This window comes from Caulobacter sp. FV1ye6ST, assembly GCF_058681225.1.
Genome location: NZ_CM178733.1, coordinates 1,230,397 through 1,256,601 on the forward strand (window position 1 = coordinate 1,230,397; position 26,205 = coordinate 1,256,601).

General features: G+C 67.7%; 18 protein-coding genes. 14 read left to right on the top strand and 4 right to left on the bottom strand.

Annotation, left to right across the window (positions count from 1 at the left end; genetic code table 11):
- Positions 1 to 77: 77 nt before the first annotated feature.
- On the top strand, positions 78 to 689 hold the full coding sequence (locus tag ACW175_RS06045) for a TetR/AcrR family transcriptional regulator (RefSeq protein WP_492104908.1): 612 nt from the start codon (positions 78 to 80) through the stop codon (positions 687 to 689).
- Positions 690 to 705: 16 nt separating this feature from the next.
- Here ACW175_RS06045 and ACW175_RS06050 read toward each other — a convergent pair whose 3' ends face one another.
- On the bottom strand, positions 706 to 1,992 hold the full coding sequence (locus ACW175_RS06050; protein ID WP_492103711.1) for a spinster family MFS transporter: 1,287 nt from the start codon (positions 1,990 to 1,992) through the stop codon (positions 706 to 708).
- Positions 1,993 to 2,227: 235 nt separating this feature from the next.
- Here ACW175_RS06050 and ACW175_RS06055 point away from each other — a divergent pair, with 235 nt between their 5' ends.
- The 5 genes from ACW175_RS06055 to ACW175_RS06075 all read left to right on the top strand — a co-directional run bounded on the left by ACW175_RS06055 (position 2,228) and on the right by ACW175_RS06075 (position 9,465).
- Positions 2,228 to 4,489 carry a TonB-dependent receptor gene (locus ACW175_RS06055; RefSeq protein WP_492103712.1) on the top strand — a complete coding sequence of 754 codons (2,262 nt, stop codon included), beginning with the start codon at positions 2,228 to 2,230 and terminating at the stop codon, positions 4,487 to 4,489.
- Positions 4,490 to 4,498: 9 nt separating this feature from the next.
- The gene (locus ACW175_RS06060; protein WP_492103713.1) at positions 4,499 to 6,142 is read left to right on the top strand and encodes a carboxylesterase/lipase family protein; all 1,644 of its coding nucleotides are present in this window, start codon (positions 4,499 to 4,501) and stop codon (positions 6,140 to 6,142) included.
- 26 nt (positions 6,143 to 6,168) lie between these two features.
- Positions 6,169 to 7,710, top strand: a complete 1,542-nt coding sequence (locus ACW175_RS06065; protein ID WP_492103714.1) for an AMP-binding protein — start codon at positions 6,169 to 6,171, stop codon at positions 7,708 to 7,710.
- A gap of 109 nt (positions 7,711 to 7,819) precedes the next feature.
- On the top strand, positions 7,820 to 8,443 hold the full coding sequence (locus tag ACW175_RS06070; RefSeq protein ID WP_492104909.1) for a TetR/AcrR family transcriptional regulator: 624 nt from the start codon (positions 7,820 to 7,822) through the stop codon (positions 8,441 to 8,443).
- Between the two features lie 113 nt (positions 8,444 to 8,556).
- Complete coding sequence (locus tag ACW175_RS06075) at positions 8,557 to 9,465, top strand: SDR family NAD(P)-dependent oxidoreductase (RefSeq protein WP_492103715.1); 909 nt, start codon at positions 8,557 to 8,559, stop codon at positions 9,463 to 9,465.
- Positions 9,466 to 9,496: 31 nt separating this feature from the next.
- Here the strand turns inward: ACW175_RS06075 and ACW175_RS06080 are convergent, their stop codons facing one another.
- On the bottom strand, positions 9,497 to 10,123 hold the full coding sequence (locus tag ACW175_RS06080) for a TetR/AcrR family transcriptional regulator (protein ID WP_492103716.1): 627 nt from the start codon (positions 10,121 to 10,123) through the stop codon (positions 9,497 to 9,499).
- Positions 10,124 to 10,230: 107 nt separating this feature from the next.
- Between ACW175_RS06080 and ACW175_RS06085 the strand changes: the two genes are divergently transcribed.
- The 3 genes from ACW175_RS06085 to ACW175_RS06095 are packed head-to-tail and all read left to right on the top strand — an operon-like array spanning position 10,231 to position 14,421.
- A complete protein-coding gene (locus tag ACW175_RS06085; protein WP_492103717.1) occupies positions 10,231 to 11,661 on the top strand; it encodes an efflux transporter outer membrane subunit in 1,431 nt (476 codons plus the stop codon).
- A gap of 41 nt (positions 11,662 to 11,702) precedes the next feature.
- Complete coding sequence (locus ACW175_RS06090; RefSeq protein WP_492103718.1) at positions 11,703 to 12,836, top strand: HlyD family secretion protein; 1,134 nt, start codon at positions 11,703 to 11,705, stop codon at positions 12,834 to 12,836.
- A gap of 28 nt (positions 12,837 to 12,864) precedes the next feature.
- Entirely contained in the window at positions 12,865 to 14,421 is a 1,557-nt protein-coding gene (locus ACW175_RS06095) for a DHA2 family efflux MFS transporter permease subunit (protein WP_492103719.1), read from the top strand.
- Positions 14,422 to 14,486: 65 nt separating this feature from the next.
- Here ACW175_RS06095 and katG read toward each other — a convergent pair whose 3' ends face one another.
- Together katG and ACW175_RS06105 are read right to left on the bottom strand one after the other, a co-directional pair.
- Positions 14,487 to 16,652 (bottom strand): catalase/peroxidase HPI, encoded by a 2,166-nt coding sequence (gene katG, locus ACW175_RS06100; RefSeq protein WP_492103720.1) that lies wholly within the window; start codon positions 16,650 to 16,652, stop codon positions 14,487 to 14,489.
- Positions 16,653 to 16,721: 69 nt separating this feature from the next.
- A complete protein-coding gene (locus ACW175_RS06105; RefSeq protein WP_492103721.1) occupies positions 16,722 to 16,844 on the bottom strand; it encodes a hypothetical protein in 123 nt (40 codons plus the stop codon).
- A 93-nt stretch (positions 16,845 to 16,937) separates the two neighbouring features.
- Between ACW175_RS06105 and ACW175_RS06110 the strand changes: the two genes are divergently transcribed.
- From ACW175_RS06110 to ACW175_RS06130, 5 genes are all read left to right on the top strand, one after another.
- Entirely contained in the window at positions 16,938 to 19,625 is a 2,688-nt protein-coding gene (locus ACW175_RS06110) for a TonB-dependent receptor (RefSeq protein ID WP_492103722.1), read from the top strand.
- Positions 19,626 to 19,737: 112 nt separating this feature from the next.
- Positions 19,738 to 20,268, top strand: coding sequence for an RNA polymerase sigma factor (locus ACW175_RS06115; RefSeq protein WP_492103723.1), 531 nt, complete (start codon positions 19,738 to 19,740; stop codon positions 20,266 to 20,268).
- Between the two features lie 5 nt (positions 20,269 to 20,273).
- Positions 20,274 to 21,257: a FecR family protein gene (locus ACW175_RS06120; RefSeq protein ID WP_492103724.1), complete on the top strand. Its 984-nt coding sequence runs from the start codon at positions 20,274 to 20,276 to the stop codon at positions 21,255 to 21,257.
- Between the two features lie 148 nt (positions 21,258 to 21,405).
- Complete coding sequence (locus tag ACW175_RS06125) at positions 21,406 to 23,280, top strand: hypothetical protein (RefSeq protein ID WP_492103725.1); 1,875 nt, start codon at positions 21,406 to 21,408, stop codon at positions 23,278 to 23,280.
- 45 nt (positions 23,281 to 23,325) lie between these two features.
- Positions 23,326 to 26,148: a TonB-dependent receptor gene (locus ACW175_RS06130; protein ID WP_492103726.1), complete on the top strand. Its 2,823-nt coding sequence runs from the start codon at positions 23,326 to 23,328 to the stop codon at positions 26,146 to 26,148.
- Positions 26,149 to 26,205 lie beyond the last annotated feature (57 nt).

Sequence of the window (26,205 nt, forward strand, 5' to 3'; positions counted from 1 at the left end):
AGGAGGACGGTTTGGCAGGAGCCACCGCGGAAGAGGCCAGGGAGCGTCCGCGCACCAAGGCCGAGCAGCGCGCCCAGATGCTGGAGCAGATCCTGGACGCGGCCGAGTACCTGTTCTCGCAGAACGGACTCTATGGCGTGACCCTGCGCGACGTCGCCGTGCGAGTGGGCATCCACACGACGCTGCTGAACTACTACTACAAGGACAAGGCCAACCTGTTCGAAGCCGTGTTCGCGCGGCGGGCCGGGGTCACGTCCGGACGGCGAATGATCGCTATGGAGCAGTACGAGCAGGCGGTCGGCGACAAGCCCACGGTCGAGGGCGCGCTGCATGCCTTCCTCGATACCGATCTGGATCTCTACTACCAGGGCGGCGAGCACTGGATGAACTACGGGGCCTTCTGCGCCCGGGTCAGCAACACGCCCGAGGGCGCGGCGCTGATGGACGAGCACTTCGATCCCGTGGTCCTGAAGCTGGTCGGCATCCTCAAGCGCGCCCTGCCGGACTACGCCGACGAGGAGATCTTCTGGGGTTACCACTTCGTGTCGGGCGCCCTGATGAACACCTTGGCGCGGACGGGGCGGATAGATCGGCTGTCGAGCGGCCTGTGCCACTCCGACGACTTCCCGGCGATCAAGAAGCGGATCGCGCGGTTCATGGCGGCGGGCTTCATCGCCCTAAAGGAATGAAGCCCGCGCGCGGTTGTTAAGCCTGCTCGGCCCGGCGGAATATCCGGGCCAGCCACAGGAACAGCCCGATGGCGATCCCATAGAACGGGACCAGGGTGTAGAGCGCCATCTGCAGCGAGTTGTGCGGATGGCTGCCTTTGAAGAAGTCGCTGGCCGCGCCGACATAGGTCGGGCCTAGGCCCAGCCCGATGAAGTTCATGACCAGCAGCAGCAGGGCGCCGGACATCACCCGCTGGTCAGGCCGGACCTCTTCTTGGACCAGCGCCACCGACGACGACAGGTAGAAGTAGTTCAGGAAGGTCGGGCCGATCAGCAGGGCCAGGGCCAGCGGCCAGGTCGGGGCCCAGACGAAGCCGACATAGAACGGGATCGCGAGGCTCAGGGAAATGACGGGGGCCATGGCGTAGACGACCTTGGACTTCTTGCGGAAGCGATCGATCACCCGGCCCGAGACGAAGATGCCGGCGCTCATGCCGATGCCGACGACCAGGGCGTACCAGACGGCCACTTCGCCGAGCGCCATGCCCTTCTCACGCATCAGGAACAGGGTGGTGAAGTTGCCCAGGCCATAGGTGACGAACTGGGTCGCGCCGCTGCCCAGCGCGGCCAGCACCAGGGTCGGACGCGAGAAGAACATCCTCAAGGTCGACCAGAAGCCGGCCCTGGCGACCTTGATCTCGGTCCCGTCCAGGCCGCCGCGCGGCGGCTCCTTGACCAGCAGCGGCAGGACCACGGCGGCGACCAGGCCGACGACGCCCAGAATCACGAAGGCATAGCGCCAGTTGAAGGCCGCCGCGATGGCCGCGCCGAACGCTATCCCCAAGCCCGCGCCGACGGGCGGACCCAGGTTGTAGATGCCCAGCGCGGTGCCGCGTCGGCCGGCGGGGAAGTAGTCGGAGATGATCGCGTAGGAGGGGGGCACGCCGCCGGCCTCGCCGAAGCCGACCGTCATCCGCGCGACGGCGAACTCGCCATAGCCGCGCGACAGGCCGCAGGCGACGGTCGCCGCGCTCCAGACGCCGCAGGCCAGGGACAGCACCGCCACGCGGTTGGTGCGGTCGGCCAGCCAGCCGACCGGAATGGCGATGAAGCAGTAGAACATCGCGAAATAGAGGCCGCCGATCAAACCCAGCTGGCTGTCGCTGACATGCAGCGTGTCCTGGATCGGCTTGGCCAGGATCGACATGAGCTGGCGGTCCAGGAAGTTCAGCACATAGACGAACCACAACATGCCCAGCACCAGCCAGGCGCGGCCACCGACCGGGGCGTGGGTCTCGTCTTGAGTGAGGGAAGGAGCGTTCATCGGGCGGCTGTCCGGGCGTGCGAACAGGGCCGTGGCGTCATCGCGCGGGTGGTCTTCAAGGCATCCTCCCAACGGCCGTTCTTGAGCTTGGCCTGTTTCGGAGCATGCGCTCAACTTCGAAGCCTCGTCAATGTTCACACGCGAGTGAGTGAGTGTTGACAGAGACCCGCTTCGCGCTCACCGTGCGGCCACAACGTCGACGTAAACGATCGGCGCTCGTTCGGGGAGGAACGACATGAAGGCCTGTCTGCTGGCGTCGGCTTGCGCCGTCGCGATCGTATCATTCGCCACACAGGTCGCGGCCCAGGCGGCCGCTGAAGAGCAGGGGAGGGGCGACGCCGCATTGGTCGGAGAAGTCATCGTCACCTCGACCCGCCGTCCCGAAAAGCTGCAGGACGTGCCGCTCAGCGTCACCGCCTTCGACCAGAAGGAGCTGACCGCCAAGGGCATCGTCGGCTTCGAGGGTCTGGCCCGCCAGACGCCGGGCGTGGTGCTGAACCGCGCCACCGCCAACTTCAACAATTTCACCGCCCGGGGCATCGCCACCAACGGCTACGGCGCCAACCTGCAAAGCACCGTGGCCGTCTATGTCGACGAACTGCCGATCTCGACGATCGGCAACACCACGGTGCTGGATCCCAACCTGTTCGACGTCGAGAGAGTCGAGTTCCTGCGCGGTCCGCAGGGGACGCTGTTCGGCTCCGGTTCGCTTTCGGGCGCGCTGCGCATCCTTACCAAGGCGCCGAACCTCTCTAGCCGCGAGGGCGCGGCCCTGGTCGATTTCGGCCTGACCGGCTCGGACTCGCTGCGCCAACGCTACAACGGCATGCTCAACATGCCGATCATCCAGGACAAGCTGGCCCTGCGCGTGGTCGGCTTCTACCGGCACGAGGAGGGCTATCTCGATAACCTCGGCACCGGCGTCCACAACTCCAACACCCTGGTCGACTGGGGCGGCCGCGCGACCCTGCTCTGGAAGCCCAACGACCGCCTGTCGGTGAAGGCGCTGTTCTCGTATGAGGACAGCAACCCCAAGGACTCGTCGATGGTCGATCCGACCCTGGGCCGGAACAAACGGATCTCGGACCGGCCCGACCAGTTCGTCGGCGAGATGCGCAGCCACAACGTCACGGTCGACTACCAGTTCGACGGCGCGCACTTCACCAGTTCGTCGACCTATTCGAAGTTCGACCAGAAATTCTATGTCGACCTGGCCGGCACCTTCAAGCAGGCGATCGCCTTCGCCCTGGACGCAGGGGGCTTCCAGAAGACCTTCGTCGAGGAGGCGCGGCTCGCGTCGGATCCGGGCGGCAAGCTCGACTGGGTAATCGGCGGCTTCTATCTCGATCGTCGCCTGGACGTGGACTATTTCTACCGCTCCAGCCCGGCCTTCCTAAGCTCGCACGGCATAACGGGCCTGCCGGACGAGTATTACCAGCGCCAGTACACGCACATTAACTCGTCGGAGAAGGCCGCCTTTGGTCAGCTGACCTATCACTTCAGCGACAAGGTCTGGCTGACCGGCGGCATGCGCTATGGCCGGGTCGAGGCCCAGGGCTTCACCGAGGCCGGCGGCTACAGCAGCGCCTACCTGACCAACGCCCTGTTCGGCATTCGCGGGCCGTTGACCCCGACGCCGTTCGCGGCGGCCAGCGGCGTCAAGGCCACCGGCAGCAAGCCCTCGTTCAAGGTCAGCCTTTCCTACAAGCCGTCGCCGGCCTTGACGACCTACGCCACGGTTTCGACCGGCTTCCGCACGCCGGTGGTCAACGCCTTCGCCGGGCGGCCCAGCCTAGTCAATTCCAGCGACCTGATCATCCCGAACGGCGCCTCGTCGGACGACCTGACCAACTACGAGGTCGGGGCCAAGGGGCGGTTCCTGAACGGTCTGGTCTCGGCCAATCTCGCTGTCTACCTGATCGACTGGGGCAACATCCAGGTCCAGGCCAACCGCGTCTCCGACAGCGTCCAGTTCGCCACCAACATCGGCGCGGCGCGCAGCAAGGGGATCGAGCTGGAACTGCTGGCCTTCCCGGCCAGGGGGCTGACCATCGGCCTGAACGGGTCGCTGAACGACGCCAAGGTCACCGAGCTGACCCCGGCCGAGGCGGCGATCTCCGGCGCGGTGGTCGGCGCCCGCCTGGCCTCGCCCAAGGTGCAGGGCTCGCTGTTCGTGAACTATGGCTGGGATCTGACGCCGAAGGCCAAGGCCAACCTGTCGGTGGTGCTGCAGCACGTTGGCTCTTATCCGGGCTCGTTCCAGCACGTGCCGGGTCAGCCGACAGTGACTAGCGCGACTTACGGCTTCACGGACTCGTATCAGAACGTCAACGCCACCTTCGCCGTGGCCATGGGCGACACCACGATCGGGGCCTATGTCGAGAACCTCTTCGACGACCACTCGATCACCTACGTCCACCCCGAAGCCTTTATCGCCAGCCGGTTCGCGACCATGCGGCCACGCACGGCCGGCGTGCGGCTGGGTTATGCGTTCTAGGGGATGGCGATGAGCAGCTTGCGCAAGCGTCTCCTGTTGTCAGCCCTCGCGGCTCTGGCGATGGCTCCGGCCGTCGCCAGAGCGCAGGCTCCCGTCATCACGGCGCCGGCCGGCGCCGTGCGCGGCGTCGCCCAGGAGGGCCTGGAGGTGTTCAAGGGCATCCCCTACGCCGCGCCACCGGTCGGCGCGCTGCGCTGGAAGCCGCCGGTCGCACCCACGGCCTGGAGCGGCGTCCGCGACGCCCTCGACTTCGGCCCGTCCTGCCTTCAGCCCAAGCCGCGTCCGGGCAGCATCTACGCCTCGCCTTTGAAGGCCTTCAGCGAGGACTGCCTGTCGCTGAACGTCTGGACGCCCACGAAGGCGAAGAAGGCGCCGGTGCTGGTCTGGATCCACGGGGGCTCGCTGATCGGCGGCTCCAGCGCCGAGGGCATGTATGACGGCGCGGCCCTGGCCAAGCGCGGGATCGTCGTGGTGTCGATCAACTACCGCCTCGGCGTGCTGGGCTACTTGGCCCATCCCGAGCTCAGCGCGGAGTCGCCGGACCATGTGTCCGGCAACTATGGCCTGCTGGACCAGATCGCGGCGCTGAAGTGGGTGCGGAGCAACATCGCCGCCTTCAGGGGCGATCCGGCCAATGTCACCATCGCCGGCGAGTCCGCGGGGGCTTTGAGCGTCATGTACTTGATGGCCTCGCCGCCGGCCCGGGGGTTGTTCAGCAAGGCCATCGCCCAGAGCGCCTACATGGTTTCGACGCCGAACCTGCGCGAGCCCAAGTACGGCCACATCCCGGCCGAGACCATGGGCGCTACCACCGCCGCGAAGCTGGGCGCCAAGACCCTGGCCGATCTGCGGGCCATGGACGCCGAGACCCTGACCACCGGCGCCCTGATGGCTGGCTTCCAGACCTTCGGCGCGGTCGACGGCAAGGTGCTGCCCAAGCAACTGGTCGATACGTTCGACGCCGGGGAGCAGGCTCATGTGCCGATCCTGGCCGGCTTCAACAGCGGCGAGATCCGCTCGCTGCGCATCCTGGCCCCGCCGCCGCCGGCCGATGCGACGGCCTATGAGAAGGAAGTCCGGGCGCGTTACGGCGATCTCGCCGACGACTTCCTCAAGCTCTATCCGTCGAGCGACGTGCCCGAGAGCGTATTGCTGACCACGCGCGACGCGCTTTATGGCTGGACCGCCGAGCGTCTCGTGGCCAAGCAGACCGCCGTCGGCCAGCCGGGCTACTTCTACCTGTTCGATCACGGCTATCCGGCCGCCGAGGCCGCGGGCCTTCACGGCTTCCACGCCAGCGAGTTGCCCTATGTCTTCGACACCGCCAAGGGCACGCCGCCAGCTTGGCCGAAGAACCCGGATACCCCCGAGGAAGCCAAGCTGACGGCCGCCATGGGCGACTACTGGGCCTCGTTCGCCAAGGACGGCGCGCCCAAGGCCGCCGGCCAACCGACCTGGAAACCCTACGGCGCCGAGCGCGCCTACATGGCCTTCGTCGCGGGACCCCAGCCGGGCGTCCATTTGCGTCCGGGCATGTACGAACTGAACGAGGCGGTGATGTGCCGCCGACGCGCCCGGGGTGATACGCCCTGGAACTGGAACGTCGGCGTCGTCGCGCCGCCGCTTCCGCCTGGAGTGACTCAGTGCCGATAAGTGTTGGGCCGATAGTTGACGGCGAGATGCAGGCGTTCGCCCTGACGCTCGACAAGTTTCTGGACCACGCCGCCAAATGGCGCCCCGACGGCCAGGTGGTGACCGCGCGCGAGGGCGGACGGGTCGACCGGGTCGGCTACGCGGATCTGCGCGACCGCGGCCTTCGTGTGTCGTCGGTGCTGGCGGGGCTTGGTGTGCGCAAGGGCGACCGCGTCGCGACGCTTGCCTGGAACACCCAGGATCATGTCGAGGTCTGGTACGCGATCATGGGCATGGGGGCGGTCTGCCACACCTTGAACCCGCGCCTGACGTCCGAGCAGCTGGCGGCGATGGTCGTCCAGTCCGAAGCACGCGTGCTGATCGCCTCGGCCGACCTCGCGCCCTTGGCCCGCGAGATCATGGACGCCGCGCCGGGCGTCGAGCGCCTGCTGATCATCGACGGCGAGGCGTCGGAAGGCCAAGCCCTGGAGCCAATGATCGCCGCCGCCAAGTCGGACGTGGTCTGGGGCCAGTTCGAGGAGACCGCGCCCAGCGGTCTGTGCTTTACCTCGGGCACCACGGGCGCGCCCAAGGGCGTGACCTACACTCACCGGTCCAGCTACCTGCACACCCTGCGGGCCTTGCAGGTGGACGTGATGGCGATCTCGGGCGCCGACGCCGTGCTGGCTGTGGTGCCGATGTTCCACGCCAACGCCTGGGGCCTGCCGTTCGCGGCGCCGGCGGTCGGGGCAAAGCTGGTCCTGCCGGGCCGCCATGCTGACGGCGCCAGCCTGGCCCGCCTGATCGCCGCCGAGGACGTCACCGTCGGCGTCGGGGTGCCGACCGTCTGGCTGGGCCTGGTCGAGCACCTGGAGGCCACCGGCGAACGCCTGCCGTCGCTCAAGCGCATCATGGTCGGCGGCGCGCCGATGCCGCCGGCGCTGATGGAGCGGATCGAGCAGGGGCTGGGCGTCACGGTGCAGACCAGCTGGGGCATGACCGAGCTGTCGCCCTCCGGCACCGTCGCCCCGCTGCACGCGCCGTCCCGCGCGGCGCTGTCCGGGCGACCGGCCGTGGGCGTCGACCTGCTGCTGACCGACGCCGACGGCGTGGCCTTGCCAGAGCAGCGCGGTGCCGAGGGCCACCTGCGGGTGCGCGGCGCGGCCGTGGTCGAGCGCTATTTCGGCCATGAGGCCTCTGCCACCGACGCCGATGGCTGGTTCCCGACGGGCGATCTGGCGCGCATCGACGCGGCGGGCAACCTGATGATCACCGGCCGCGCCAAGGACCTGATCAAGTCCGGCGGCGAATGGATCAATCCCGCCGAGATCGAGGCGGTGGTCGCCTCGCTGCCCGAGGTGTCGCTGGCTGCCGTCATCGGCCGCTCCGATCCCAAGTGGGGCGAGCGACCGATCCTGCTAGTCGAGGTCCAGGGCGATGTCAGCGACGAGGCCTTGCTGGCCTCGCTGAGGGGCCGTGTGGCGGCCTGGTGGATTCCCGACGCCGTCTACCGCCTGTCGCGCATGCCCCTGGCGTCGACCGGCAAGATCGACAAGATAAGGCTGCGAACGGAATACGGCGGCGGCTGACGCCTCATTCGTCCACGCCTCTCGCCCCAACGCCAGGAAGTCCCGCTCAGTGTCCGAAGCCGCCCCGACCCGTCGACGCACCACCAAGGCCGAACAGCGCGCCGAGAAGATGGAGCAGATCCTCGACGCGGCCGAGGAGTTGTTCTCGAAGCACGGGCTCTATGGCGTCACCCTGAAGGACGTGGCCAAGCAGGTCGGCGTGCACCACACGCTGATGAACTACTATTTCGACGACAAGAAAGCCCTGTTCGACGCGGTCTTCGCGCGCCGGGCGGTGGTGACCAGCGAGCGCCGGATGCGGGCGCTGGAGGCCTACGAGGCGGCCTCGGCCGGCAAGCCGACGGTGGAGGGGGCCCTGCGGGCGTTCCTGGACACCGACCTTGATCTCTACATCGAGGGCGGGGAGGGCTGGAAGAACTACGCCGCCCTCGGCGCCCAGGTCGCCAATACGCCGGCGTGGGGCGCGGACCTGATGGACGAGCATTTCGACCCTGTGGTGCTGCGCTTGATCGACCTGCTGAAGAAGGCCCTGCCGGACTGTCCGGAGGCCGACATCTTCTGGGGCTACCACTTCGTGACGGGCGCTCTGATGCTGACCCTGGCCCGCACGGGCCGGATCGACAAGCTGTCGGGCGGGGTCTGCAAGTCCGACGACTTCCATGCCGTCAAGGAGCGGATGGCCGCGTTCATGGCCGCCGGCTTCATCGCTGCCTGCGAGCGGCGCAAGGCCTAGAGGCGGCTGGCCCTTGGCGGGACGGTTCTGTCAAAGATATTCACTAACGAGTTAGTGACTTAAAGCGCGGGCCTTGGCTCGTTGTGGTTTGGGGTGAGGAAAGGAACAGTTTCATGATGCTGCAAGGACGCGTCGCGATCGTCACGGGCGCCGGCGGGGGCCTCGGCCGCGCCCACGCGCTGTACCTGGCTGGCCAGGGCGCCAAGGTGGTCGTCAACGACCTGGGCCAGGAGGCCGCCGACCGCGTGGCCGCCGAGATCATCGCCCAAGGCGGCGAGGCCTTCGGCGTGGCCGCCTCGGTCACCGACGAGGCCGCCGTCGATGCGATGGTCGAGCAGGTCGTGGGCCGGTGGGGCCGGGTCGACATCCTGATCTGCAACGCCGGCGTCCTGCGCGACAAGACCTTCGCCAAGATGAATCTTTCCGATTTCCGCCTGATCGTCGACGTCCACCTGATGGGGGCGGCGATCTGCGCCAAGGCGGTGTGGTCGATCATGCGCGAGCAGGGTTATGGCCGCATCGTCATGACCACCTCGTCGTCGGGCCTGTACGGTAATTTCGGCCAGGCCAACTACGGCGCGGCCAAGATGGCGCTGGTCGGGCTGATGCAGACCCTGGCCATCGAGGGCGAGAAGTACAATGTCCGCGTCAACTGCCTGGCCCCGACGGCGGCCACGGGCATGACCGAGGGCGTGCTGTCGGCCGAGAGCCTCGCCTTGCTCGACCCCGCCTTCGTCAGCCCGGGCCTGCTGGCCCTGGTCCAGGACGACGCCCCGACCCGCACGATCCTGTGCGCCGGCGCGGGCCACTTCGCCACCGCCAACATCACCCTGACCGACGGCCGCTATATCGGCGGTGGTTCGGAGGCGGGCGAGCAACTGATCCGCCAGTGGGATGGCGTCAGCGACCGCACGGGCGAGATCGTCCCGGCCTACGGCTTCACCCAGGCCGAACGCGAGGTCGCCAGCGCGGGCCTGATCGCCAAGGCCACAGCGGCCCAAACCGGGACGAAGAGCGCGTGATGCGCCAGGACGTCCCCGCCCTTCGACAGGCTCAGGCCTTGGTCCCGAACGCCGCCAGGAACGTCGCCACCGCCGCGCCGACCTCTGCGTCAACCTCGGCGGCCGTGGGCTCGCCGACATAGTTGACCAGCCGCGCCTTCAAGAGGCGGTTCTGACAGAGGCCGATGAACTGGTGCGCGGCGGCCAGCGGGTCCTCGGCGTGGATGCGGCCGTCGGCCTTGGCCCGCGCCAGAAAGTCGCCGAGGATCTGCGCGCCGCGCATCGGCCCGGCCTCATAAAAGGCGCGGCCCAGGTCCGGCGTGCGCTCGGCGGCGGCGGTGATCAGCCGGAAGTGGCGCATGTTGCGGTCCGACAGCACGTTCGTCAGGTAGCGCCGGCCGACATGGGTGAGGGCGGTCTTCAGGTCGCCGCCGTCGTCCAGCAGGCTGAACATCGCCTCGCGCTGCCAGGTGCAGTAGCGCTCGATATGGGCCTGGAAAATCTCTTCCTTGCTCTTGAAGTAGTTGTAGAGCGTGCTCTTGGAGCCGCCGACCTTGGCCGCGATGGTCGACATCGAGGCCGAGTCGTAGCCCTCGGCCAGGAACACCTCGGCGGCGATGTCGAGGATAGCCTCGCGACGGGCGTCGCGGTCCAGGCGGGGTTTGATCTCGGGCAGCATATCTTTTTCCGACCGTACCGTACGGTCGCCTTGACTATAGCGCAGGTGAAGCCTACTTGCACGGCACCATATGACTATACCGTACGGTCACATCAAGGCGCCTGTCCATGACGACCCTTTCCCCCCGCCTTCGCGCCCCTTTCTTCGCCGCCGCCAGCGCCTTGGTGCTGGCCGCTTGTGCGAGTCTGCCGCCGGCGCAACCCGCTCGGGTCGCCAAGGTCCCTCAGTCCTACGAAACCGCCCAGACCTTGGCGGCGCCCGCCGCGGACTGGCCGGCCGACGCCTGGTGGACCGCTTACGGGGACGCCCAGCTGAACGCCCTGGAATATGAGGCCCTGAAGGGCTCGCCGACCCTGGCCGCGGCCGAGGCCCGCCTGCGCCGCGCCCAGTCGCTGGTCGCCCAGGCCCGGTCGGCCGACCTGCCGCAGGTCTCGCTGGGCGCCTCGGCCGCCGAGAGCAAGCAGAGCTACAACGCCGGCATCCCGCCCGCCTTCGTGCCGCACGGCTATAACGACATCGGCCGGCTGGCGCTGGACTTCAGCTGGGAGCTGGACTTCTGGGGCAAGAACCGCGCGGCCGTCGCCGCCGCCACCTCGGAAGCCAAGGCCGCCCAGGCCGACGCCGCCCAGGCCCGCCTGACCCTGTCGACCGCGATCGCCTCGACCTATGCCGAGCTATCGCGCCTCTACGCCCAGCGTGACGTCGCCGCCCAGGCCGTGAGCCTCCGCCAGCAGACCTCGGATCTGGTGGCCAAGCGTGTCGCCAACGGTCTGGACACCAAGGCCGAGAGCGAGCAGGCCGCGGCCGGGCCGCCGGCTTCGAAAGCCGAGCTTTCGGCCATCGACGAGCAGATCGCCCTGACCCGCAACGCCCTGGCCGCCTTGGTCGGCGCGGGTCCGGATCGCGGTCTCGCCATCGTGCGCCCGGCCAATGCGACGATCAAGCCGTTCGGCCTGCCGGCGAACCTTCCCGCCAACCTGATTGGCCGCCGTCCCGACGTGGTCGCCGCCAGGTGGCGAGCCGAGGCCGCGACCTCGCGTACAAGGGCGGCCAAGGCCGCCTTCTATCCGGACATCAATCTGTCGGGCTTCATCGGCGCCCAGTCGCTGTATCTCGACAAGCTGTTCTCCAGTGGCTCGGATATCGGCCAAGTCGGGCCGGCCCTGCGCCTGCCGATCTTCGAAGGCGGTCGCCTGCGGGCGGGCCTACGCGGCGCCGAGGCCGACCGGGACGCGGCCGTGGCCAGCTATGACGGCGCGCTGACCCAGGCCCTGCGCGAGGTCGCCGATGTCACCGCCAGCGAGAAGGCGCTGACCAGCCGTCTGACTGACGCGCGCGCGGCCCTGAACGCCAACGAGAACGCCTACCGCATCGCCCGACTGCGCTACGAGGGGCAGCTGTCGACCTACCAGACCGTGCTGCTCTCCGAACAGTCGGTCCTGGCCCAGCGCCGGGTTGTCGCCGACCTGGAAAGCCGCGCCTTCGCCCTCGACATCGCCCTGGTCCGCGCCCTTGGCGGCGGCTTCACCGGCGTCTGAACTCCCACCCCAAAGCATCCGCTCGCTAGGACTTGCACCGAATGTCCGATCAACAACCCGCTGCCTCTCAAGCCGCGGCCAACAACAAGCGCCGCCGCCAACTGACCCTGCTGGGCGGCGCCGTCGCCATCGGCGTGGTCGCCTACGGCGCCTGGTGGCTGGCCTTCGACAGCCACTTCGTCGAGACCGACGACGCCTATGTCGGGGCCGAGACCGCCCAGGTCACCGCCCTGTCGCCGGGCCCTGTCGCCAAGATCTTCGTGGTCGAGACCCAGGCCGTGAAGGCCGGCGACCCGCTGGTCGTCATCGATGACGCCGACGCCCGGATCGCCGTCGCCCAGGCCGAGGCCGCCCTCGGCCAGGCCGAGCGCAAGGTGAAGGGCTACTTCGCCAGCGATACGGCTCTGGCCGGCCAGTTCGACGCCCGCCAAGCCGACGTCCAGCGCGCCGACGCGCAGATCACGGCCGCCAAGGCCGACATCGACCGGGCGCGCCTCGACCTCTCGCGCCGCCAGGCCCTGGTGGGGCAGGGCGCTGTCTCGGGCGACGAACTGACCAGCGCCCAGAACCGTTTCGCCAACGCCCAGGCCGCCCTGACCGCCGCCCAGGCGGTCCGCGCCCAGGCCCTGGCCAGCCGCGCGGCCGCCATCGGCACGCGCGAGGTCAACACCGTGCTGATCGCCGGCGTCTCGGTCACCGAGAATCCGGAAGTGAAGGCCGCCCAGGCCCGGCTCGACGCCGCCCGCCTGGCCCTGGCCCGCACCGTGGTCCGCGCCCCGACCGACGGCGTCGTCGCCCGCAAGTCGGTGCAGGTCGGCCAGCAAGTCGCCATGGGCACGCCGATGATGGCCGTGGTCCCGACCGCCCAGGCCTATGTCGACGCCAACTTCAAGGAAGTTCAGCTGGACAAGGTGGTCCCCGGCCAGCCGGTGATCCTCACCTCCGACCTCTACGGCGGCGGCGTGAAGTTCCACGGCAAGGTCCGCGGCCTGGCCGGCGGCACCGGTTCGGCCTTCTCGCTGATCCCGGCCCAGAACGCTTCGGGCAACTGGATCAAGGTCGTCCAGCGCGTGCCGGTGCGCATCACCCTGGACCCGGCCGAACTGGCCAAGCACCCGCTGCGCGTGGGCCTTTCGATGAAGGCCAAGATCGACGTCGCCAAGAGCGCCAAGTAAGCCAGAGCCCTCGGTAAGGAGCCGCCTCATGGCGTCCGAACAAGCACAGGCGGCCGGTCCGCCGCCGATGACCGGGATCCTCCTGGCCGTCACCTCGATCGCCCTGGCGCTGGGCACCTTCATGCAGGTGCTGGACGGCACCATCGCCAACGTCTCGATCCCGACCATCGCCGGCAATCTCGGGGTCAGCTCCAGCCAGGGCACGTGGGTGATCACCGCCTTCGCCGTGGCCAACGGGGTCTCTGTGCCGCTGACCGGGTGGCTGATGGGCCGCTACGGCGTGGTCAAGACCTTCGTCGCCTCGGTGATCCTGTTCACGATCGCCTCGTTGCTGTGCGGCCTGTCCTGGAACCTGGAGTCGTTGATCCTGTTCCGGATCCTGCAAGGCGCGGTGTCCGGGCCGATGATCCCCGGCTCGCAAGCCCTGCTGATCATGATCTTCCCGCCCAACAAGCGAGGCACGGCCTTGGCGATCTGGTCGATGACCACCCTGGTGGCCCCGATCTGCGGCCCGATCCTGGGCGGCTATATCTCGGACAACTTCTCCTGGCCGTGGATCTTCCTGATCAACATCCCCGTCGGGATCCTGTGCGGCGTCATCTGCTGGCGCAACATGGCCACCCGCGAGACGCCGACCCGCAAGCTGCCGATCGACCGTACCGGCTTCATGCTGTTGCTTGTCTGGGTCGGCGCGCTGCAGGTCATGCTGGACACCGGCAAGGAAGCCGACTGGTTCGCCTCGCCCGCCATCGTGGTCGAGCTGTGCATCGCCATTATCGGCTTCATCGCCTGGGTGATCTGGGAGCTGAACGAGAAGCATCCGATCGTCGACCTGTCGCTGTTCAAGTCCAGCAACTTCGTCATCGGTACAATCGTCTTCTGCCTGGCCTATGCGGTGTTCTTCGGAAACAATCTGCTGCTACCGCTGTGGCTGCAGACCCGGATGGGCTACATCGCCACCTGGGCCGGCCTGGTGGCCGCGCCCAGCGGCGTGGTGGCCGTGTTCCTGACCCCGTTCATGGCCCGGCTGATGAACAAGGTCGACGCGCGCTGGATGGCGACCCTGTCGCTGGCCGCCTTCGGCCTGTCGTTCTTCATGCGCTCGGGCTACACGCCGGACGCCAATTTCTGGGCGCTGGTCATGCCGATGTTGGTCCAGGGCGTGGCGATGAGCACCTTCTTCATCTCGATGGTGACCATCTCGCTGAACGGCATCCCCCCGAACCAGACGCCGCAAGCCTCCGGTCTGTCGAACTTTTCGCGGATCACCGCGGGCAGCTTCGCCGCCTCGCTGGCCACGACGATCTGGGACCGCGGCGAGGCCGTGCACCAGACCCGTCTGTCGGAGGTCATGAGCTCGGGCAGCCCGGCCTGGATCGACGCGGTGAACAAGCTGCAGGCCACCGGCATGAGCCATATGCAGGCGATCGGGGCGGTCACCCAGCAGGTGATCAACCAGGCTTATACCCAGGCGGCGCTGGACTTCTTCCGGGTCTCGGCCTGGCTGTGCGTGATCCTGATCCCGCTGATCTGGCTGACCAAGAAGGCCAAGGCCAGCGGCGCCGCCCACGCGGCGGCCGACTGAAAATGAGGGGCGCTAGCCAAGCCGGCTAGCGCCCCTTTTTTCGTTTCACACCGGAGCCTGGACTGTCAGTTCAGGTCGAGGCGGTCGGCGTTCATGACCTTGGTCCACGCCGCCACGAAGTCCTTCACGAACTTCTCCCGCGAGTCCGAGCAGGCATAGACTTCCGCGAAGGCCCGCAGCTCGGCGTGGGAGCCGAAGATCAGGTCGACGCGGCTGGCGGTCCAGCGAGCCTCGCTGCTCTTGCGGTCGTGGCCGGCGAAGGCGTTGACCGCCGTCGGGGCCCAAGTCGTGCCCATGCTCAACAGGTTGACGAAGAAGTCGTTGGTCAGCACGCCGACGCGTTGGGTGAAGACGCCGTCCTTGCTGCCGCCGGCGTTGGCGCCCAGGACCCGCAGGCCGCCGACGAGCACCGTCATCTCGGGCGCCGAAAGGCCCAGAAGATGGGCGCGGTCGACCAGGGCCTCTTCCGGGGCCATGAACTGCGCGCCGCTCTTGCGGTAGTTGCGGAAGCCGTCCGACTTCGGCTCCAGCGGCTCGAACGACTCCGCGTCGGTCTGTTCCACCGAGGCGTCCATGCGACCCGGGGTGAACGGGACCTCGACGGGCGTACCGGCGTCGGCGGCGGCCTTCTCGACGGCGGCGTTGCCGGCCAGCACGATCAGGTCGGCCAGCGAGACCTTCTTTCCAAAGCCCTGCTGGATGCCTTCCAGGGTCGACAGCACCTTGGCCAGGACCGGCGGGTCATTGACCTCCCAATCCTTCTGCGGGGCCAGGCGCACGCGCGCGCCGTTGGCGCCGCCGCGCTTGTCGGACTTGCGATAGGTCGAGGCCGAGGCCCAGGCGGTAGACACCAGCTCGGCGACCGACAGGCCCGAGGCCAGAATCTTGTCCTTCAGCGCCTTGGCGTCGGCGGCGTCGATCAGCGGGTGGTCGACGGCGGGGATCGGGTCCTGCCAGATCAGGGTTTCCTTCGGCACGAGCGGGCCGAGATAGCGCTGGATCGGCCCCATGTCGCGGTGGGTCAGCTTGAACCAGGCGCGGGCGAAGGCGTCGGCGAACTGGTCGGGGTTCTCGTGGAAGCGGCGCGAGATCTTCTCGTAAGCGGGATCGAAGCGCAGGGCGAGATCCGAGGTCAGCATCCGCGGGCGCTGGGTTTTCGACGCATCGAAGGCGTTTGGGATGTCGGCCGGCGCGTCCTTGGCTTCCCACTGATGGGCGCCGCCGGGGCTCTTGGTCAGCTCCCACTCGAACTTGAAGAGGTTGTCGAAGAAGTGGTTGCTCCACTTCGTCGGCGTCTGGGTCCAGGTGACTTCCAGGCCGGACGTGATCGCGTCGGCGCCAAGGCCCGTGCCGTGCTTGCTGCGCCAGCCCAGGCCGCCGTCCTCGATCTGGCCGCCTTCCGGCTCGGGACCGACGAACGAGGGATCGCCCGCGCCGTGGGTCTTGCCGAAGGTGTGGCCGCCGGCGATCAGGGCGACGGTCTCCTCGTCGTTCATCGCCATGCGGGCGAAGGTGGCTCGGATGTCGTGGGCCGAGGCGAGGGGATCGGGATTGGCGTTCGGGCCTTCCGGATTGACGTAGATCAGGCCCATCTGCACCGCGCCCAGGGCCGGATGCAGCTCGCGCTCGCCACTGTAGCGCTCATCGCCCAGCCAGGAGCCTTCCGGACCCCAGTAGAGCTCCTCGGGCTCCCACTGGTCGGCGCGGCCGCCGGCGAAGCCGAAGGTCTTGAAGCCCATAGACTCCAGGGCGACGTTGCCGACCAGCACATAGAGGTCGGCCCAGGAAATCTTGCGGCCGTACTTCTGCTTGATCGGCCAAAGCAGGCGCCGCGCCTTGTCCAGGTTGGCGTTGTCCGGCCAGCTGTTCAGCGGAGCGAAACGCTGTTGGCCGCCGCCCGCGCCGCCGCGACCGTCCGAGGTGCGATAGGTGCCGGCGCTGTGCCAGGCCAGGCGGATGAACAGGCCGCCATAGTGCCCGAAGTCGGCGGGCCACCAGTCCTGCGAGTCCGTCATCAGGGCGTGCAGGTCGCTGATGACCGCGTTCAGGTCGAGGCTCTTGAACTCCTCGGCGTAGTCGAACGCCTCGCCCATCGGATTGGAGCGCGGCGAATGTTGGTTGAGACTCTCGAGGCGGAGATTCTCAGGCCACCAGTCGCGGTTGGCTCTGCCTCCGCGTCCTTTGCCCATCGGGCATTGACCTTGCACGCTGTCGTCGACCTTGGCGTCCATCGTCGTTTCCTCCGCGCTGCTCGCGCCTGGCTGTCGTTTCCCCCGACCGCGCCTTAGGAGCCGTCGTTTCTAGTCATTGGTAAAATTGATTGTTCCTATCATCGCGATAGGTTGAATCTTTGCCGTGCCGTATGCGGAGGAATGACGGGCTTCGAGCAGCGCCGCGTAATCTCTTTCGACGGCGATTTTCATTGAGGACCATCCTAGGGCGCGCGTCGTAAGAAAAAGCGCTGTCTCCATGGACGGTCCACACAGCAGCCGAAGAGCCGCGAAGGGGAGGTCGGTATGTTTCGGCGCGTCGTCCGCGCTCGTCGTTCAAGTCGTCTGGGCGTCTTGCTGGGGCTCGCCTTGCTGGCCCCCGCGACGGCGATGGCTGGCAGCGTTTCCTCCAGCTTCGACCAGGACGCCTCCAGTCTCAGCCTGGCCCTGCAGCGTTTCGGCCGGGCTACGGGCGCCCAGCTGCTCTACGCGCCGGAGCTGACGGCCGACCAGCGCGCCCCGGCCCTGCGCGGCCGCATGAGCCCCGACCGGGCGCTCAGCGCGCTGCTGGCCCGCACGGATCTGGCGTTCCGCAAGACTCCCTCGGGCGTCATCGTCATCTATCGCGTCAAGCCGGTCGCGCGCCCGGATCGCGAGGCGTCGCCCGTGGTCCGCCACGCGGGGGAGGTCGAACCGGTGGTGGGCCTGGAGGCTGTTGTCGTCACCTCGGGCAAACGGGTCGAGATGCTGGGGATGTCCGACGCCTCGGTGCAGGCCCTGTCCAGCCAGATGATGGACCGCGCCGGCGTGCGGGACTTCGACGACCTGACCCGGCTGGCCCCGACCCTGACGATCTCTAAGACGACCCAGCCCGGTAACAACAGCATCAATGTGCGGGGCGTCGGCACCTATTCCTATTCGATCGGCACCGAGCCCAGCGTGGTGGTGGTGATCGACGACGTGCCGCAGGCCTTCCAGGCCATGGCCTTCACGGCCCTTGCCGACGTGCGGCAGGTCGAGATCCTGCGCGGTCCGCAGAGCACCCTGTTCGGCAAGTCGGCCTCGGCGGGCGTCATCTACATCACCACCAATCCGGTCAGCGACGTCTTCGCCGCGCGGGCCGAGACCATGCTGACCGACGACCACGAGCGGCGGCTGCAGGCCAGCGTCACCGGACCGGTGAGCCAGGACCTGAACTTTCGGGTCTCGGCCGCCTACAGCCGGTATCGCGGCAATGTCTTCAACCTTGCGACCCGCCAGTGGCTGAACGGCCAGTCCGACGTCAACCTGCGGGGCAAGCTGGTCTGGACGCCGGGCGACAACTGGACCGTCGCGCTGAGCCCTTATTACACCCGCTCGCTGTCCTCGTGCTGCGTCGGCGCCGACACCTACATATCGCCTCGGGCGACGTTGAGCCGGGCCGAGCTGCCGCGCGATGCGGTGCTGCGCGGTATCGCGCCCGGGCCCAACAACCACTTCGCCCGCTACGACATCAACGCCCGCGGCAACGCCAGCGACAAGGGCGTCAACTTGCGCGTGGCCGGGGCCGTCGGCTCCTGGCGGCTGACCGCGATCTCGTCCGTGGATCGTTACTACCTCTATGACCGGCAAGACACCGACGCGACCGACCTCGACTACAGCCGGTTCGCGCCCCAGGCCCCGCGCGGCGGCTCGGCCAATGGCGGCTATTTCCGCATCCGCGCCGAGAGCCAGGAGGTGCGCCTCAACAGTCCGACGGGCGGACGCTGGGACTATGTCGCCGGCGTCTATGTCGGGCGGACGCGATCGGAGCGCTACTTCGTGCGTGGCTCCAATACCTTGGGTGACTACAACGGCCTGTCGTCCCTGCCGACCACTAACAGCACGGCCTATTCGCGCTACATCGCGCGGACCTTCAGCCGGACGATCGCCGCGTTCGGGCAGGGGGCTTACGCGCTGAACAGCCGGGTTTCGATCCTGTCGGGTTTGCGCCTGAGCCACGAGAAGATCGGGTACCGCTTCGACGACCTGGGCAATGGCGTCACCTACGGCGCGCCGCGGTGTTCGCGGTCCAGTCCGACCTTGTCTGTCGACACCTGCCACGGCGACACGGCGTTGAGCGGGCGGATCGGTCTGCAGGGCAAGGTCGCGCCGGACGTCACGGCCTATGCCGGCTATTCGACCGGCTACAAGGGACGCGCCTACGACCTGACCAGCAGCCTGACCACGCGCACGCGCCTGACCTCGGGCCCCTATGCCGGCCTGCCGATCGCCGACGCCATCGCGGCCCAGCAGCCGGTCGACTCCGAGACGGTCGGCAGCTACGAGGTCGGCCTGCGGGCCATGTCGGCAGAGCGAAACTTCAGTTTGAACGTGACAGCCTATCAGGAGCGGTTTTCGGGTTTTCAGGCCCAAAGCCGCGACGACGCCACGGGGCTCAACGTTCTCAACAGCATCGGCAGCATGCGGGCCGAGGGGATCGAGAGCGAGTTCAGCGCCCGTCTCGACGATCGCCTGACCCTGGGCGGCGCGGTCGCCTACAGCCGCGCGATCATGACCAACTTCGACAGCGCCGCCTGTTATTTCGGCCAGACGGCGGCGCAGGGCTGCGTTGGCGGACGGCAGGACCTTTCCGGCAAGACCCTGTTCAACGCGCCGCGCTGGTCGCTGACCCTCAACACGCTCTATCGCAAACCGCTGGCCGGCGACCGCTTGCTGGAGCTCAACGCCGGCTATCGCTGGCGGTCGAGCGTGTTCTACAGCCTGCTGCAGGACCCCGCCTCGATCGAGCCGGCCTATGGCGTGCTGGATGTCTCGGCGGGCTTGAGCGGAGAAGGCTGGCGCGTGACTGGCTTCGTCGACAACCTGCTGGACCAGCGCTTCGGTGTGACGCGGGGACGGGATACGCAGTGGAACCTCGTGGGCGCCGACGGTCAGGCGGCCATGGCCACCCATTGGAAGCCGGCGCGCGACAGCGGCCGCCACCTGGGCCTGCGTCTGGCCGTGGCGTACTGAGAATGAGCATGCGCGCCTTGAGGAGTTCATCCGCTGGCGCGTCGGAACCCGATGGGCATGGCGAAGATCCACGCTCCCAAAAAATGCGGATCAGGGAGGACTTGTCGTAGGGATGGCCGCGCAGCCCAAACTCGATCCGCGCGAACAGGCCTTCATCCAGCGCCTGTCGGAGGCCTATCGCGGGCCCCTGACCGCCTATTTCGAAAGGCGTGTGCGGTCGCGCGATGAAGCCGAGGATCTGGTGCAGGAGGTGTTTCTGCGGCTGGTTCGACGTCCCGACGGCGCGGACATCGACAACCCGGAGGCCTTCGTCTTCCGCACGGCGGTCAATCTGCTGCGCGACCGGTCGCGGCGCCAGAAGACGTTCCGCGGCCACCTCGAGGAGACCGAGCTTCGTCAGGACCGTTTTGAGGGTATTTCGCCCGAGCGCGTCTTAGGAGACAGGCAGGCCTTGCAAGCGGCGATGCGGCGGTTGTCCGAACTGGACGAGCGCACGCGCGACGCCTTCATCCTGCACCGGCTGGAAGGCTGGAAACATGCCGAGATCGCCAAGGCGTTCGGCGTTTCCGTCAGTTCGGTCGAGAAGTACATCATCAAGGCCCTGGCGCATCTGATGCGCGGGGCCCATCCGTTCCAGAGTTGAGCCCCGTGTCCAACGCGCCGCGACAGACCCTGATCGACGAGAGCGCCGCGCGCTGGGCAGCGCGGCGGCTGGGCGGGGCCGCGTCCGACGAGGCCGGCTTCGCGCGCTGGCTTGCGGAGGACGCCGCGCATGAGGAAGCCTATGCCAGGGCCGAGGGGGTGTGGCGGCTGATGGGCGAGGCCGCCGGGACCGACGGCCTGCTGGGCATGCGGAGCGAAGCGCTGCAACGCGCGAGGACTAGGCGTCCGCGCGCCGCGGGATGGGATCGCCGCGCGGTGGCCGCCGGGATCGCCGCCGCCATCGCCGCGCCGGTCGGCGGCCTCTGGTGGATGCGTCATCGCGCCGGGCAGGGGGCCTTGTTCCAGACCGCGCTCGGCGAGCAGCGCACCCTGACCCTGTCCGACGGCAGCCGCGTCACGATGGACGCCCTGACGGTCATGCGGGTTCGCTACACGACCGGCGTGCGGTCGATCGATCTCGCGCAGGGCCGGGCCTATTTCGAGGTCGCCCACGACGCCAACCGGCCGCTGCGTGTCCACGCCGGCCCGCGCACGGTGACCGCCGTCGGCACCGCCTTCTCGGTCCGCCGTGAACCGCGCGAGACCACCGTCGTGCTGGCCGAGGGCAAGGTCGCCGTCAGCGATCACGAGAGCCCGGTGACCCTGGCGGTCATGCGTCCGGGTCAGTCCATGCTGCTGGTCGATGGGGTGCGGGCGGGCGGACCCATAGACGCTGACCTCGGCCGCGCCCTGGCCTGGCGTCAGGGTCAGATGATCTTCGACAACGTCGCGCTGGCCGATGCGGCGGCCGAGATGAACCGTTACTCGACGCTGCAGGTCGTGGTCGCCGACCCCAGTCTTCGAAGCTTGAGGATCAGCGGCGCGTTCAATGCGGGCCAGAGCCGCGCCTTCGTCGAGGCGATCCAGTCTTACTTCCCCGTGCGGGCCACGAGCACCGCCACGACGGTTGAGCTGCGCGCGGCTCAATAAGAGCGCTTAGGCGAAGTGTGAACGGTTCGCCGCCCGACGCGCTCGCGGGCAAAAAGTCTCGGAAACTTTCGAATTCGATTGAGGACGTCGCTGGGAGGCGCGTCGGAACGGTCAAGAGCAAGGTCGAAACGACCACTCGGGGAGGACCGTGGACTTGTATTTGACACCGGTTACCAACGTCGTGCGCGGCGTTTCGATCGCGACCTTGATCCTGTTGGGCTCGGGGCTTGCCGCCCATGCGGCCGAAGCGCCGGGCGCCGCCATTCCGGCCTATGACGTCACGGTTCGCGACCGCATCCAGCCCCAGACCGAGCAGCTGCTGCTGAAGCTGGTAAAGGACGGTCGCAAGCTGGAGCTGGACGGCACGCCGGTATTCAACGGCAGCGACAAGTTCCTGCCGGGCAAGATCGCGATGGGCCTGGTCGACTTCCTGATCACCCTGCCGGACAACGATCCGCGCCTGCCGGCCTACCTCGCCGACTTCCGCAAGATCGCCAAGCTGACGGTCGACGACGCCAACGACAGCTGGGGCGCCTATTACTACCTGTCGTCGCTGAACAAGCTGCGCGAGGCCGGTCGACTGAAGGACGCGGTCGACCCGCTGACCCTGGCCAAGCTGCGGGTGCGGCTGGACTGGCGGATGTTCGTCGACGTCGACACCTACGCGCTGATCGACCACCCCAACAACTACTACTGCGTGGCTTTCGCGATCGCCCGCCTGCGCGCGCGCATGGGCTGGGAGGACGGTGCGCCGGCCGAGAAGCTCTACGCCAAGATCGCCGAACACTACGACCTATACTCCGGTCAGTACGGCTTCGCCGACGAGACCGACGGGGAAGGGCGCTTCGACCGTTACAGCGTGCTGCTGGCCGGCGAGATCGCCCAGCGCTTCATCGAGACCGGGGGCAAGCCGCCGCAACAGGTCCTGACCTGGCTGCGCAAGTCCGCCGACGTGATGCTGATGCGCCTGGACGCCGAAGGGCAGGGCTTCGAATACGGCCGCAGCATCGGTCCTTATGGCGAGACGGCGATCATCGAGGTGCTGACCGCCGCCGCCGTGCTGGATCTGTTGACGCCGCGGGAGAAGGATCTGGCCTATGCCTATTCCGCCCGCGCGGCCCAGCGCTACGCGGAGTTCTGGCAGGATCCGAAGACCGGCTCGGTGAACCTTTGGGACGGCGGTCGCCGCACCGATGACTATCGCGGCAAGTTCCGGATCCTGGGCGAGAACCTCTCCCTGGCCCACCAGTACGCCTACACCAGCGCCCACTGGGCGCGGATGGGCTATGGCGGCAAGGCGCCCGCCAGCGACTGGGCCAAGGGCCTGGCCAGCCTGCCCCGTCGACAGGTCACCTTGTTCCAGCGCGGCGACTATGACCGTCTGCTGGTCTCGGTCCGTGACGGCGCGCGGCTGATCAGCCTGCCGGTGATCAACGGCGGCGAAAGCCAGCACATGCACAATCCATATTTCCCGATCCCGTTCTCGCCCGGGATGCTGGCCGGCTCGCCGGACGGCGTCGCGCCGTTCCTGACGCCCCGCCTGACCCTGGACGATGGCTCGGCCCTGATGCCCCTGGCCTATTTCAAGGACGCCAAGGTCGAGGCCAAGGGCGCCAAGACCACCGTCTCCTGGCGCCAGGACGAACTGGACCGGATGGGCGAGCGCGCCCCGGTCGCTGACAAGCGGGTCTCGGTCAGGACGACCTACGTCCTCGAGCCCGGTCGCATCACCCGCACCGACGTCTTCACCCCGGCCGCCGGCGTGAAGGTAAAGGATATCGAGCTTCAGCTGGGGTCGTTCTCGGGCGGCGCCAAGCAGGCCGGGGGAACCACCACCTTCGCGGATGGCGTCGTGCGCCGCTTCGCCGTCGAAGGCCTGAACGCCTGCCAGTCCGGTCCGGCTGGCCAGGACAAGGAATACCGAACCGCGACGGGCGCCATGACGACCAAGGTCGTCTGCCATGGCGCGCCTACCGACGCAGCGACGCCTTTCAAGATCACCTGGCGTCTGGACTACCGCTGAGGGGAGGACCTCGGCGCGACAAACAAAAAATGGAAGGGGAAACCTATGAAATCAACGTTCTATCGTAGCCTGCTGCTGAGCGCGGCGATCATCCTGCCGGCCCAGGCCCTGGCTCAGACCGCCCCGGCGGCGCCGGCTGACGACAGCTCGACGCTGGACGCCGTCGTCGTCACCTCGGCCCGCGCCACCCAGCGCAGCTCGATCGAGACCAAGCGCACCGCCAGCGTGATCGTCGACGGCATCGTCAACGACGAGATCGGCGCCCTGCCGGACAACTCGGTAGGCGACACGCTGGAGCGCATCACCGGCGTCACCGCCGACCGCTTCAAGGGCAACGCCAACGAACTCAGCGTCCGGGGCCTGGGTCCCGCGCTGAGCTTCTCGACCTTCAACGGCCGCGAGGTCTCGACCGCCGGTCCCGACCGTTCGGTGGCCTTCCAGCAGTTCCCGTCGGAGCTGGTCAATGGCGTGCTGGTCTACAAGAGCCAGCAGGCCGACTTCCTGGACGGCGGCATCGCCGGCGTGATCGAGCTGAAGTCGATCCGCCCGATCGACTACGGCAAGCGCCGCATCCAGATGGAGGTGCGCGGCGCCTACCTGCCCAAGGACGACGACATCCGCGGTCACAACGGCCTGGGCTATCGCGGCAACGTCTCCTACACCGACAGCTTCGACACCAAGTTCGGCGAGATGGGCGTCAGCCTGGGCTATCAGCGCCTGGATCAGGCCACGCCCGAGGACTATTACATCACCAACTCGTCGTTCGCGCCGTGCACCACCTACGCCGCGACCCCGGCCACGGCGACGACCAACTGCTCGAACGCCACGACCGCGCCGACCGGCTCGACGATCGGTCCGCGCTACTTCGCGACCAGCTCGCGAACCTTCCAGTCCAAGGTCACGGACGAGAAGCGCGAAGCCCTGATGGGCACCTTCCAGTGGAAGCCGACCCGCAACCTCGACATCAGCATCGACGGCCAATACTCGACCCGCAAGAGCGGCGAGTACCGCAACCAGCTGGCCATCACCGAAGGCCTGCGCGGCATCCAGCCGCTGATCGTCGGCGGCCAGTCCAATGACTACAGCGATGGCGCGCTGATGAAGTACAGCGGCAACTCCAACCTTGAGGTCCAGGTCGAGGATCGCCAGCGCAACGAGAAATATATCGGCGGCGGCGGCAATGTGACCTGGACGCCGACCGATCGCCTGACCATCAGCGGCGACCTGTCCTATTCGCAGTCGCACCGCACCGAACTGCAGAAGGCCACCAACATGCGCTCCAAGGCGCGGGTGGCCTATACGCTGGACGCGACGACCGACGAGGTCCCCTCGGTCACCTTCACGGGCTTCGACATCACCGATCCGTCGAACTTCCTGTTCGGGACGCCGACCAACAACAGCAACTACGCCCGCTATCGTCTGGTGACGGACCGCTTCGACAAGATCGGCGCGGTGCGCGGCGACGTGACCTACGAGCTGGAGGGGACCTTCTTCCAGAACATCAAGTTCGGCGGCCGTCTCTCGGATCACCGCCGCACCCAGGACGCCAGCAACAACAGCGACCAGGCTATCCCCGTCGCCTATGACGGCCGCAGCCCAACCCAGTTGGTCGCGGACGCCAACGCCAATTGCCGCGTGCCGTTCTCGACGTCCGATTTCATGGGCGGCAAGACCAACGTGAAGTCGTGGGCGCTGTTCGACAACGACTGCCTGTTCAGGACCTACACCGGCAAGGACAGCGTCGCCCTGCCGACCAACGCGCCGGGGCCGGAAGACTCCAACATCCGTGAGCGGATCAGCACCGCCTATGTGATGACCAACTTCCGCACGCAGCTGGGCGATACGCCGGTCTCGGGCAACGCCGGCGTCCGCTATGTGCGCACCCGGGTGCTGTCGAAGGGCTTCCGGGGCGAGGTCACCGTGACGCCGTCGGTCGGCGGCGCGGCGGCGACCGTGGTCCGCACGCCGGGCACGCCGCTTCAGGAGATCGAGGGCACGGGCGGGTACGAGTACTTCCTGCCCAGCGCGAATGTCGCCTTCGACCTGACCGACGTCGTCAAGCTGCGCCTGGCCGCCTACAAGGCCCTGTCGCGCTCGGGCATCGAGGATTTCAACGTCGGCATCACGCCGGTAGCCGACGCCAACGCCACCACGGTGCAGGGCGTGCTGGCCAACAGCACCACGGGCAACCCGAACCTCAAGCCGATCCGCGGTTGGAATCTGGACGCCTCGCTGGAGTTCTACGTCAACCGCGACACCTCGTTCGCGATCGCCACCTACTACAAGTGGCTGAAGGGCGCCTCGTTCGACGCCCAGGAGCCGCGCGAGACCAGCATCGTGGCCAACGGCGGCCTGGTGACCTTCAACGCCATCGCGCCGGCGAACGACCCGGAAACCCGCGAACTGTACGGCGTCGAGTTCTCGGGCAACCACGCCTTCACCTACCTGCCGGGCTTCCTCAGCGGGTTCGGCGTTCAGGGCAGCTTCGCGATCACCGAGGCCAATTTCGAGATCCCCGACCCGTCGACCGTCCGCCCCTACACAAGCGCGGCCAACCTGAACGGCCTGTCGAAATATACCGGCAGCGGCTCGGTCTACTGGGAGAACGACAAGCTCTCGTTGCGCGCCTCGTATCGCTATCGTTCGGACTACTTCAAGCCGAACAGCGGCACAAACCGCAGCGCCAAGGGCTCGGGCTATCTGAACCTGTCGGCGTCCTACGACCTGACCAAGCAGGTGCAGCTGAAGCTGCAGGCCTTGAACGTCACCAGCACGCGCGACGTGATGTACAAGGCTGGCGAGGACTCGATCACCGAAGTCTCGGACAACGGTCCGCAGATCTACTTCGGCGTCCGCCTGCGCTTCTGATCCTTATCGGTCCGGCGGGTCCTTCACCAAAACCCCTGCCGGATCGACCTCTGTCCC

Coding starts and splice junctions, on each gene's coding strand:
- ACW175_RS06105 (WP_492103721.1), bottom strand. CDS start 16,844: ATGAAAATCGCCGTCGAAAGAGATTACGCGGCGCTGCTCGAAGCCCGT.
- ACW175_RS06085 (WP_492103717.1), top strand. CDS start 10,231: ATGACGACCCTTTCCCCCCGCCTTCGCGCCCCTTTCTTCGCCGCCGCC.
- ACW175_RS06130 (WP_492103726.1), top strand. CDS start 23,326: ATGAAATCAACGTTCTATCGTAGCCTGCTGCTGAGCGCGGCGATCATC.
- katG (WP_492103720.1), bottom strand. CDS start 16,652: ATGGACGCCAAGGTCGACGACAGCGTGCAAGGTCAATGCCCGATGGGC.
- ACW175_RS06095 (WP_492103719.1), top strand. CDS start 12,865: ATGGCGTCCGAACAAGCACAGGCGGCCGGTCCGCCGCCGATGACCGGG.
- ACW175_RS06055 (WP_492103712.1), top strand. CDS start 2,228: ATGAAGGCCTGTCTGCTGGCGTCGGCTTGCGCCGTCGCGATCGTATCA.
- ACW175_RS06060 (WP_492103713.1), top strand. CDS start 4,499: ATGAGCAGCTTGCGCAAGCGTCTCCTGTTGTCAGCCCTCGCGGCTCTG.
- ACW175_RS06070 (WP_492104909.1), top strand. CDS start 7,820: ATGGAGCAGATCCTCGACGCGGCCGAGGAGTTGTTCTCGAAGCACGGG.
- ACW175_RS06080 (WP_492103716.1), bottom strand. CDS start 10,123: ATGCTGCCCGAGATCAAACCCCGCCTGGACCGCGACGCCCGTCGCGAG.
- ACW175_RS06045 (WP_492104908.1), top strand. CDS start 78: ATGCTGGAGCAGATCCTGGACGCGGCCGAGTACCTGTTCTCGCAGAAC.
- ACW175_RS06090 (WP_492103718.1), top strand. CDS start 11,703: ATGTCCGATCAACAACCCGCTGCCTCTCAAGCCGCGGCCAACAACAAG.
- ACW175_RS06110 (WP_492103722.1), top strand. CDS start 16,938: ATGTTTCGGCGCGTCGTCCGCGCTCGTCGTTCAAGTCGTCTGGGCGTC.
- ACW175_RS06065 (WP_492103714.1), top strand. CDS start 6,169: ATGCAGGCGTTCGCCCTGACGCTCGACAAGTTTCTGGACCACGCCGCC.
- ACW175_RS06050 (WP_492103711.1), bottom strand. CDS start 1,992: ATGAACGCTCCTTCCCTCACTCAAGACGAGACCCACGCCCCGGTCGGT.
- ACW175_RS06075 (WP_492103715.1), top strand. CDS start 8,557: ATGATGCTGCAAGGACGCGTCGCGATCGTCACGGGCGCCGGCGGGGGC.
- ACW175_RS06115 (WP_492103723.1), top strand. CDS start 19,738: ATGGCCGCGCAGCCCAAACTCGATCCGCGCGAACAGGCCTTCATCCAG.